The organism is Parafrankia soli (genome assembly GCF_001854695.1).
GTDB classification, from domain to species: Bacteria; Actinomycetota; Actinomycetes; order Frankiales; family Frankiaceae; genus Parafrankia; species Parafrankia soli.
In genome coordinates, this window is record NZ_MAXA01000033.1 from 1 (window position 1) to 10,091 (window position 10,091).

At 69.1% G+C, this 10,091-nt stretch carries 7 protein-coding genes and 5 pseudogenes; 5 read left to right on the forward strand and 7 right to left on the reverse strand.

Annotated features, from left to right (window positions below):
- A pseudogene (locus BBK14_RS04700) lies at positions 1–650 on the forward strand (IS6 family transposase); the annotation flags it as partial.
- Between the two features lie 56 nt (positions 651–706).
- Here the strand turns inward: BBK14_RS04700 and BBK14_RS04705 are convergent.
- Positions 707–1,369: a response regulator gene (locus BBK14_RS04705; RefSeq protein ID WP_071059975.1), complete on the reverse strand. Its 663-nt coding sequence runs from the start codon at positions 1,367–1,369 to the stop codon at positions 707–709.
- On the reverse strand, positions 1,366–2,559 hold the full coding sequence (locus BBK14_RS04710; protein ID WP_071059976.1) for a sensor histidine kinase: 1,194 nt from the start codon (positions 2,557–2,559) through the stop codon (positions 1,366–1,368). The genes BBK14_RS04705 and BBK14_RS04710 overlap by 4 nt, the downstream gene beginning before the upstream one ends.
- 144 nt (positions 2,560–2,703) lie before the next feature.
- Here BBK14_RS04710 and BBK14_RS04715 point away from each other — a divergent pair, with 144 nt between their 5' ends.
- The 4 genes from BBK14_RS04715 to BBK14_RS04730 all read left to right on the forward strand — a co-directional run bounded on the left by BBK14_RS04715 (position 2,704) and on the right by BBK14_RS04730 (position 5,702).
- Entirely contained in the window at positions 2,704–3,465 is a 762-nt protein-coding gene (locus BBK14_RS04715; protein ID WP_071059977.1) for an ABC transporter ATP-binding protein, read from the forward strand.
- Positions 3,462–4,196, forward strand: a complete 735-nt coding sequence (locus BBK14_RS04720) for an ABC-2 transporter permease (RefSeq protein WP_071059978.1) — start codon at positions 3,462–3,464, stop codon at positions 4,194–4,196. The genes BBK14_RS04715 and BBK14_RS04720 overlap by 4 nt, the downstream gene beginning before the upstream one ends.
- 300 nt (positions 4,197–4,496) lie before the next feature.
- Positions 4,497–4,919, forward strand: coding sequence for a hypothetical protein (locus tag BBK14_RS04725; RefSeq protein ID WP_131802165.1), 423 nt, complete (start codon positions 4,497–4,499; stop codon positions 4,917–4,919).
- Positions 4,920–5,363: 444 nt separating this feature from the next.
- Positions 5,364–5,702 (forward strand): DUF4333 domain-containing protein, encoded by a 339-nt coding sequence (locus BBK14_RS04730; RefSeq protein ID WP_157904212.1) that lies wholly within the window; start codon positions 5,364–5,366, stop codon positions 5,700–5,702.
- Positions 5,703–5,991: 289 nt separating this feature from the next.
- On the opposite strand, the pseudogene BBK14_RS04735 reads toward BBK14_RS04730, so the two are convergent.
- The 5 genes and pseudogenes from BBK14_RS04735 to BBK14_RS04755 form a co-directional block, all read right to left on the reverse strand.
- A pseudogene (locus BBK14_RS04735) lies at positions 5,992–7,722 on the reverse strand (IS481 family transposase); the annotation flags it as partial.
- 430 nt (positions 7,723–8,152) lie between these two features.
- Complete coding sequence (locus tag BBK14_RS04740) at positions 8,153–8,383, reverse strand: hypothetical protein (protein WP_071059981.1); 231 nt, start codon at positions 8,381–8,383, stop codon at positions 8,153–8,155.
- A 142-nt stretch (positions 8,384–8,525) separates the two neighbouring features.
- A pseudogene (locus tag BBK14_RS36650) lies at positions 8,526–8,648 on the reverse strand (IS982 family transposase); the annotation flags it as partial.
- A 148-nt stretch (positions 8,649–8,796) separates the two neighbouring features.
- Positions 8,797–9,384: pseudogene (locus BBK14_RS36655) on the reverse strand (integrase core domain-containing protein); the annotation flags it as partial.
- Positions 9,385–9,441: 57 nt separating this feature from the next.
- Positions 9,442–10,091: pseudogene (locus tag BBK14_RS04755) on the reverse strand (IS6 family transposase); the annotation flags it as partial.

The window sequence follows — 10,091 nt, forward strand, 5'->3', positions numbered from 1 at the left end:
CACCCGAGGTGATCGTGCTGGCGGTCCGGTGGTACCTGCGGTACACGCTGTCCTACCGGGACGTCGAGGAGCTGCTCGCCGAACGGGGTATCGCTGTCGATCACGTCACCGTGTACCGGTGGGTGGCGCGGTTCACCCCGCTTCTGATTGACACGGCCCGGCCCTGCCGGCACAYGCCTGGGGACCGGTGGTTCGTCGACGAGACGTATGTGAAGGTCGCCGGCCGGTGAACCTACGTGTACCGGGCGGTCGACCAGTACGGCCAGGTCATCGATGTTCTCGCCAGCGAACGGCGCGACCTGGCTGCGGCACGCCGGTTCTTCACCACCGCGCTGGCCCACGGTCGCCGCCCGGTTGAGGTCACCACCGATAAGGCGGCGTCCTACCAGCGTGTTCTCGACGAGCTGCTGCCCGAGGCGTGCCACGTCGATACCCGGCGAGAGAACAACCGGATCGAATCCGATCACAGCCGGCTGAAAGCCCGGCTCCGGCCGATGCGSGGSCTCAAACACCTCCGCTCGGTCCATACCGTCRGTGCCGGGCACGCCTTCGTCCAGAACATCCGCCGCGGCCACTACGAACTCGGAACCGACACCGACCCGTTGCTGCGGCTGTCCGCTGCCTTCACCGAACTTGCCATGGCCGTCTGATCACGACACCAGCCGGGGACCGCCGCGTCCCACCACCCCTCAACGCAACAAAGCCGTCAGGGGTCGCCGGGTGAGATGAAGCCGGTTTCGTAGGCGAGGGTTACGAGTTGCGCGCGGTCGCGGCGGTCGAGTTTTGCGAGGATGTTGCTGACGTGGGTCTTGGCGGTGAGGGGGCTGATGAGGAGCCGGCCGGCGATCTCGGCGTTGGTGAGGCCGCGGGCGACGAGGCGGAGGATGTCGCGTTCCCGGTCGGTGAGGCTCGTCAGCGTCGCGGGGGGTGTGGCGGGGTCGCGGCGGGTGGCGAACTCGGCGATCAGCCGGCGGGTGACTGATGGGGCGATCAGTGCGTCGCCGGCGGCGATGACGCGGATGGCGTGGAGGAGTTCGCGGGGTCCGGCGTCTTTGAGGAGGAAGCCGCTGGCTCCGGCGCGTAGCGCTGTGTAGACGTACTCGTCGAGGTCGAATGTGGTGAGGATGAGGACCCGGGTGCGGGTGAGGGTCGGGTCGGCGCTGATGATCCGGGTTGCTTCCAGGCCGTCGAGGACGGGCATGCGGATGTCCATGAGCACGACGTGGGGGAGCATCCGGCGGGTGAGGTCGACGGCTTCGCGTCCGTTGCTGGCTTCGCCGGCCAGCACCAGTCCGTGTTCGGCGGCGATGAGGGCGGCGAAGCCGCCGCGTACCGCGGCCTGGTCGTCGGCTATCAGGACGCGGGTCACGCGACGGCTGGTGTTGGGCGGTAGGGCAGCTCGGCGGACACCCGGAACCTGTGGGGTATCCGGGTCGCCGTGAGAGTTCCGCCGATCGCTGCTGCCCGTTCCGTCATCCCGATGATGCCGACTCCGCCACTGGCTCCGCTCTGGCTGGCGCTGGCCTCGGTGTCGGGTCTGGCGCTGATTCCCGCGGGCATGGTTGGGTTCTCGATGGTGACGAGTATCTGCGTCGGTGTGAAGGTGAGGCTGACCTGCGCGGGTGCGCCGGGGGCGTGGCGGCGGACGTTGGTCAGCGACTCCTGGACGATCCTGTAGGTCGCGAGACCGACCGCGTCCGGTACCCGTTCGGGCCGTTGACCGTCCACCCGAACGGTGACCTCGAGGCCGACATCACGTAGCCGGGCGGCGAGGTCGTGAACGGTGTCGACGGTGGGAGTCGGTTCGCGCGGCGTCCGGCCGTTGTCGGTGTCGCGGTCACGCAGGACGCCGACGACGGCCCGGATTTCGTCGAGGGCGTCGCGGCTGGCGTCGGCGATCGTCGCCAGAGCCGCGCGGGCGTGCCCGTTCTTGTCGTCGAGTAGGTGCGCCGCGACGCCAGCCTGGACATTGATCGTCGTCAGGGTGTGCGCGACAACGTCGTGTAGGTCCCGGGCGATCCGTAGCCGTTCCTGTTCGACAAGCCGCCGGGCCTCTTGCCCGCGGGACTGTTCGGCGAGCTCCAGCCGCTCCAGCAGCAACGAGACGTAGGAACGGCGGGTACGCAGCGTTTCGGCGGCGAGCAGGGGTATGGCGACGAGCGCGGCATGACCGAGCGTGTGCGGGGCGACGGTGGTCGGACTGGTGAGCAGGAGGTCCGTGGCGAGGATCGCGGCGACGGCCGCGAGCGCCGCGACGATCTGATGGGCCCGGCCGCGTCGGAGCCCTACCGAGTACAGCGCCGCCGCGGGCGCGAACACGGCCGCTGCGCCTGCCGCGGGTTGGATAGCGCACAGGGCGAGAACGAGACCACCGGTGACGGCGAGCGTGGTCACCGGAGCGCGGTGACGCACCGCCAGCGCCGCGGCTGCGGCCAGACCGAGCGGAAGCGCCGCGTGGATGGTTCCGGCCTCCGCGCGGACGACGATCCCGGCGGTGATCACGGCGCCGACGACGATCGGGACGGCGGCGTCCGCGGTGGAGGTCTGCCCGCGTCCCATGAGCCGAATCTAACCGCGCCCTGTCTGGCGCGCGTACGCCTGCGGGAGTAGGCGACCCGCTTCCCACGGCCGATGCCACCGCGCCCCTGCACCGACACGATCAGCGCGGACAGACAACCCGGACATCACCGTGAGGAGTTGCGCATGGACCACCGGACCGGCGATGTGAGGCCCACGGCCTTGGCGTCGACCCGCGACGCGATCGTCAGCGTGCGCTCGCTGAGCAAACGTTACGGAGACGTCATCGTGCTCGACGACCTGACCTTCACCTTGGAGGAGGGAACGGTCACCGGATTCCTCGGTCCGAACGGAGCCGGGAAGACGACCACGCTGCGGCTTCTGCTGGGCCTGGCCGCGCCGAGCTCCGGCCAAGCGCTTGTCTTCGGCCATCGATATCAGGATCTGGACAGTCCGGTCCGGCGGGTCGGCGCGGTGTTGGACGTCCACGACCTGCACCCCGCCCGGTCCGGCCGCGAGCACCTGCGCGTCCTCGCGCTGGCCGCCGGGATCCCGGACTCCCGCGTCGAGGAGGCGCTGGCCATGGTCGAGCTCGAGGCGGCGGCCGACCGGCGGGTGCGCACCTACTCCCTGGGGATGCGTCAGCGGCTCGGGCTCGCCGGCGCGTTGCTCGGTGAACCCCGCCTGCTTGTCCTCGACGAACCCGCGAACGGCCTCGACCCGGCAGGGATGCAGTGGCTGCGCGCGATGCTGCGCGGATTCGCCGAGCGGGGCGGGGCAGTCCTCGTCTCCAGCCATGTCCTCGCCGAGGTTGGTCAGACCGTCGACCAGGTACTGATACTCCACCGGGGTCGGCTGGCAGCGTCGGGTCCCCTCGACCAGCTGACCGCGGACGGGCAGACGCTCGAAGAGGTCTACCTCGCCATCACCTCCAAGGTGGCCGCGTGAACGCCACCCTCGCCGCCGAACTGCGCAAACAACGCTCGACCCGCACCGACCTCACCCTGCTGCTGACCCTGCTGGGCCTGGGCCTGTTCGCGGTGGCTCTGCATGCGTTCAGCCTCAGCCCGGACCGACTGATGACCGTCACAGATCAGATGCGGGTGTTCGGCTGGGGGGTCCTCGCGGCCCTGTTCGCCGGGATCGCCGGCGCGATGGCCATCACCACGGAGTTCCGCCACGGAACGATTAGAACGACATTCCTCGTGACTCCGCAGCGTGGACGGGTCCTGACCGCCAAACTCGGCGCGAGCGCCCTCACCGGGGCCGCGCTCGGATTCGCCATGGAGCTCGTTGCCGTCGTGATCGGCAGTTCTGTCCTTGCCGGTCGTGGCATCGACATCAAGATCACCCACCCGGACTTCGTCCGGCTCCTCCTCGGCGGGGCCCTGGTGGGCGCGCTGTGGGCCGCCTTCGGCCTCGGCCTGGGCGCGATTCTCCGCAGTCAGGTCACCGTGCTTGTCGGCTTGGCAGCCTGGCTGCTGTTCATCGAGAACCTGCTGATCGCCTACGTCCCCGACGTCGGACGCCTCGCCCCCGGCCAGGCCGGCTTTGCCCTGATGGGACAGGACCCCGACACCCTGCTCCCGCCAGCCGCCGGCGCTGTTGTGCTCACCGCCTGGGCGGCGCTCGCGGTCATCAGCGGTCGCGTCCTCACCGCGCGGCGCGACGTGCCCTGACCGTCCCTGGAGACCGTTGACGACGTGCCGGGCCGCCAGCAGCGTCATGACCCGGAACGTGGTGTCCTCCCCACGCCCGTGGGGGTGATCCGCCATCACGCCGTCGCCGCAGTCGACGACTTCCGCCGATCCTCGTAGGCGTTGGCCGCGTGCGGCATCGATCCGGGTTCGATGCCGAACCACCGGACTAGGGGCGTTTACCTTCCTTCGATCAGTAGTATTTCCCGCACCATGACCTCTCAGAAGCCACAGCGCACCCGTCAGAAGCAACTGACCACCCGCGGCAGGGTGTTCTGCTGGGTGATGATCGTGTTCGTCCTGCTGACGACGTGCGCTGCCGGCCTGACGCTGATCATCGAAGGCATTGACGGCCGCCGCGCTCTGGCGCACGGCCCGGTGGGCACGCTCACCCCCACCGACAGAAAATGCGGCGATGAGTCCTGCGCTTGGGTGGGAACGTTCGCCAGCGCTGACGGCACGGTCACCGAGGAGGATGTAGAACTGAAGGACGCCGAAAAGGTCCGGTTCAGCGCCCCAATGCCGGCCACCATCGACGACGTGCGCCTGGACGACGAAGACACCCGCCCGACCGCCTACACCGCCGACTACAACTGGCGCGGGTCTGTGTTCAAGGGAAGCTTTGTCATCCTCTTTGGGCTGGGGATATCGGGTGGTCTGGTGATGATGCTGAAGCGGCACCGACCCGCCGCCGTTTCTTCGTGAGCGCCGCTTCCGACTCTGGGCGCTGACTGCCGTTTCGGGTTGAGCAGTGGGGCTCGATCCCGTAGGGGCTACGTTCTCCGAGACCTCGACCCCGCGCTGGGACGGGTCTCCCGCGAGCGGCGGCGGCTCGACCGCACTGGCCGTCACGCCGGGTTGATGTCCGTGTGGCACAGCATGCACGTCAGCGGAGCTGGAACTCCGGCCGGGACCGCCTCCGCTGCTCCCGTAGCAGGAAGCCGTCACCGCCATGCCGCCTTCCAGGTCCGCACCCTGCTCGTCCGCGGCAAGGGGGGAGTGTCGTTGTTCTTACACTCCCCGTCCATGAGCAACTCGGCGTGCGGCCAGGTCAAGCAGCTCGGCCGTGGGGATCCGCAGGTATGACATGATGGACAAATGCTCCCAAGTCGGAATGGCAACTGGAATCTGGACCGGACTACCCGCGCCATGCGCCTCACCACCGCGGCCGGCGCGCTTGCGGCAATGGCGTCTGTGAGTGCCTGTAGCGGCTCGGTCTCCATCGGAGGGCCAGATGCCGTCGCCGAGCCGGAGCTGGAGCAGCGGGTGGCCACCGCGCTGGCCGAGCAGATGAATCAGCCCGTTCCCAACATCGACTGCCCCGGCAATCTGGCCGCCGAGGTCGACGCCTCAATACAATGCGTTCTCTCCGTTACTGGCGACACGACCCGGTATCCGGTCGATGTGCGGGTGACCTCCGTCAACGGCGACGATGATGTACGGTTCAGCGCCCAGGTGGGAACCACGCCGCTGCCGACAGACGGCTGACGCGGGCGGCACAGCGTCCCGTCGGCCGGCGGCACACAGTCAAGGGCGCCCCTTCGGGGCGCCAACCCCCAGGCTGACCGGGCCAGAACCCCGAGGCCAGGGCGCCGCACACGCCACGCCGAACGGGGCCCCGTCCGGCCCGACCGCGCGCGACGGGGCCCCGCCTCCCTCCGCGGTCGGCACCCAATCGGCGCGTCGGACCGGCCGCCCCTTCTGTCAATGTATGGGCTCAGGACATGCTTGACGTCTTGTCGCCAGGAGATGCTTGACGCTCGGCGGTGTTGGCGCCGGTGGTGTGGAGTCGGGTGATGGGAGCGGTACTTCGGCGGGGGCGGACGGCGATTTCTTCCTCGCCGTGGAGGACGCGGAGGTGGGTGTCCTCGATGACGACGGTGACGATCTTCCCGCGGTGCGCGAGGCCGAGTTTGATGTTCTGGCCGGCGACCATGATTCGTCCGCTGGCGTGGACCTTGCGTTGCGCGCGCAGGGACCCGGCTGGCAGCGGGGGCGGGGGTAGTGGGGTCGCGGGTGTTCTGGCGCCGCGAAGCCGACCGAGAGTGTCGGTGCTGATCGGGCAGGGCCAGGTGCCGATGAGGGTGCCCTCGGCGATGGCGTGCAGGAGGTGGCCGTCCAGGCGCAGGGTGACGCGGCGTCCGGCCCAGGCGAACCCGACGAGGTGGGGGGTTCCGCCGATGGCGACCAGGCCGTCCTTGTTGACGGCCCGGTCGATCTCGACGGCCTGGCCCGACGTGACGACGGCGGTGCCATTGGCGCGGCGCAGTGCGGGCCGTTCGGGTGCCGGCCCGGCGGGTCTCGCGCCGCGCATGGCCAGGTAGCGCAGGTCCTCGGGCAGCAGCCGGGACGCGACGGTGCGGATCACGTGGCCCTCGCAGGTGAGGTGGATACTGCGTAGGTCGGCCCAGACGGTGACGGTGCGACCGGCCATGCTGTGGTGCAGCGAGACGAACTGGCGCCCCGTGCGGATCRTGAGGTTGCCCGCAGGAGGGACCCGGAGCTCGAACTCGACGGCGGCGCCGTCGCTGATCGGACCGGCCGGCGCTTCGATCACCCCGATCACCAGCGAGGACGCTGCGGGCTCGGCCGGCTCTGGGACCGGCGCAGACGGGGCGGCGTCGAGTCGGGTCGGCCCGTTGGGGCGGAACAGGCTCGCCGGGACTGCCATGTCCAATGCCTGGTGGGGTCGCTGCTGGTTGTAGCTGGTGATCCAGGCGTCGATGGCATCCTGGGCGACGGCGATCGAGGCGAACGGGGCGACGTGGTCGAGGAACTCGGCGCGCAGGGTCTTGTGGAACCGCTCGATCTTCCCGGTCGTCGTTGGTGACCGTGGCTTGGTCAGGCGCTGTTTGATGCCGTTGTCGTGGCAGACCTTCTCGAACAGCACCTGGACCGGCAGCGGCTTCAGATGCCGGCCGGTGAACTGCCCGCCGTTGTCGGTCAGCACCTCCGACGGGACGCCGTAGCGGCGCATCGCCGCGGTGAACGCCTCGGCGACCTGTCGCGCGGACGGCGTGGCCAGCACGGTGGCAATCACGACGAACCGGGAATGGTCATCGATCCCGGTCAGCAGCTTGCACTCGCGGCCCTCGGCCAGCGGCACGCCACCGACGATGTCGAGCTGCCACAGATGCATCGGCGTCTCACGCTGCCACCGCTTGTACTTCCGTCGGTGTTCCTGGGCCTGCGGGTCGATCATCCCGTTGCGGGTCAGCACCCGATGCACCGTTGCCCGCGACGGCGCCGTCGCGAGGTCGCGGCCTGCCAGTTCATGGCAGATCCGGCGCGCCCCCCACCGCGGATGCTCGCGGCGCAGCTGGCAGATCAACGCCTCCACCTCGGCGCCCAGCCTCGTCGGGCTCGTGCGCGGCCGACGGGAACGGTCCGTAAGCCCCGCCTTCCCCTCGGCCCTGAACCGCCGCCGCCACGTGTCCAGCGACTGCCGCGACGTGCCATACCGGGCCGCGACCTCACCGATCGGCGAGCCCGCCAACACCTCGCACACCGCCCGGTACCGATACTCGACCGCCGCCTACTGATCCACAAACCACCCATTCCGCCACCAACAACCGACAGAACAAGATCACGGACAGAGGGCTGCCGTCAAGGATGTCCTGAGTCCTCACACCGACACGTTCGGCGCGTCGGAGCGTCGCATGATGGAGACCTGATCACGGCCAGGTCGGCGGCTCCCAGTGCCTGGGCCGACGTGCGCAGGCGAGGAGCAACGGTGCTCGAACGGGAGACCCACCCCAAGCCCGACACGTAGCCCGTCCCACGGGGAGTTACGTCATCGGGGCGGAGAATCACGTGACCGTCAGCCCCTCATGACTGGGCGTGTTCCGTGGCACCACACGTCATCCGGCAGGGAGAGGGCGACCAGTTACTCTGCCGGGTACATCCCGATCCTGTGAGGGAATGGGGTCTGGCCCCGTTCAGCGACCCTCGCGGGCTTCACGCTCCCGGCGCGCCCTGGCTGCCCGACGGCGCAACTCGGCCTGGTCCAGCCAGTTGTAGACCACGTCGTATCCCCCGACACCGATCGCGAGAAGGCCCAGAATACCGGCGATCACCGCGACCGGGATCAGGTCCAGCACCGAGCACAGCACGGCCACGGCCAAGAGCCCGACGCCGATGCCGAGGTTCCACCTCCCGATGCCACTCATGCCGCCACCAACTCGGCAGCGCACGCAGCCCGTTCGCCCCGACTTCCTGAAGTGTGTGTCACCGGTGGCCCTTCGTCACGCTCGGTGCTCCGCAGCACGTGGACGCCATGCGGGCCAGCCTAGATGAGTAAGTCCTATCTGCTCAGTGGTCGTAGGCGATCAGTGAGCGGGTGACGGGGGCGGCGGTCTTGTTGTTGTGCCAGATCGCCGCGGCCATCGCCAGCAGACGCTGGGCGACGCGGACCGCGACGCCGGTGACGGTCCGCGCGGTGATCGTCCAGCCTGCCCGATGCGGACCCCGCCCGGCAGCTCCCCGCCGCATCGGGGTGCTGGAGCCTGCGGGGCTCCAGAATCCAGATTTGGCCTGTGAGCTGGCCTTTTGCGGTTGCTGCGGTTTTCCCCGGTAGCTCCTATTAGGCGGCGTTGCGGTACTCGTTGATCAACCCGCCGAGGATGCGTGTGCGACGGACGGTGGACTCCGACGTCGGGGCGACCACGGGTGGCGGGTCGGGTGGGTGCTGGCGGAGGGAGCGGTGGGGCCGGTGGGTGTTGAAATGCTCGGCGTAGCTGGTGAGGACTGACGTCAGATGCCGTTCGGAGATGATTAGCAGCCTGTCGGTGCATGCGCGGCGGGCGGTGCCGATCCAGCGTTCCGCGATCGCGTTCGCCTGCGGGGCTTGAGGGGGTGTGCGCACCACGTCGATGCCGGCTCCGGTGAAGACGGCGTCGAAGGAAGCCGTGAACTTGGTGTCGCGGTCACGGATGAGGAACCGGAACCGGTGGCGGTGCTCCTCGAGGTCCATCAGCAGGTTCCGTGCCCGCTGGGTGACCCACGCCGCGGTCGGGTGCTTCGTGACCCCGAGGACGTGGACGTGGCGGGTGGCGTGCTCGACGACGAAGAACACGTAGATCCGCTGCAGGAACACGGTGTCCACCGTGAAGAAATCACAGGCCAGCAGGCCGGACGCCTGCGCGCGCAGGAACGTGCGCCAGGAGGCGTCAGGGCTTTGTTGCGTTGAGGGGTGGTGGGACGCGGCGGTCCCCGGCTGGTGTCGTGATCAGACGGCCATGGCAAGTTCGGTGAAGGCAGCGGACAGCCGCAGCAACGGGTCGGTGTCGGTTCCGAGTTCGTAGTGGCCGCGGCGGATGTTCTGGACGAAGGCGTGCCCGGCACYGACGGTATGGACCGAGCGGAGGTGTTTGAGSCCSCGCATCGGCCGGAGCCGGGCTTTCAGCCGGCTGTGATCGGATTCGATCCGGTTGTTCTCTCGCCGGGTATCGACGTGGCACGCCTCGGGCAGCAGCTCGTCGAGAACACGCKGGTAGGACGCCGCCTTATCGGTGGTGACCTCAACCGGGCGGCGACCGTGGGCCAGCGCGGTGGTGAAGAACCGGCGTGCCGCAGCCAGGTCGCGCCGTTCGCTGGCGAGAACATCGATGACCTGGCCGTACTGGTCGACCGCCCGGTACACGTAGGTTCACCGGCCGGCGACCTTCACATACGTCTCGTCGACGAACCACCGGTCCCCAGGCRTGTGCCGGCAGGGCCGGGCCGTGTCAATCAGAAGCGGGGTGAACCGCGCCACCCACCGGTACACGGTGACGTGATCGACAGCGATACCCCGTTCGGCGAGCAGCTCCTCGACGTCCCGGTAGGACAGCGTGTACCGCAGGTACCACCGGACCGCCAGCACGATCACCTCGGGTG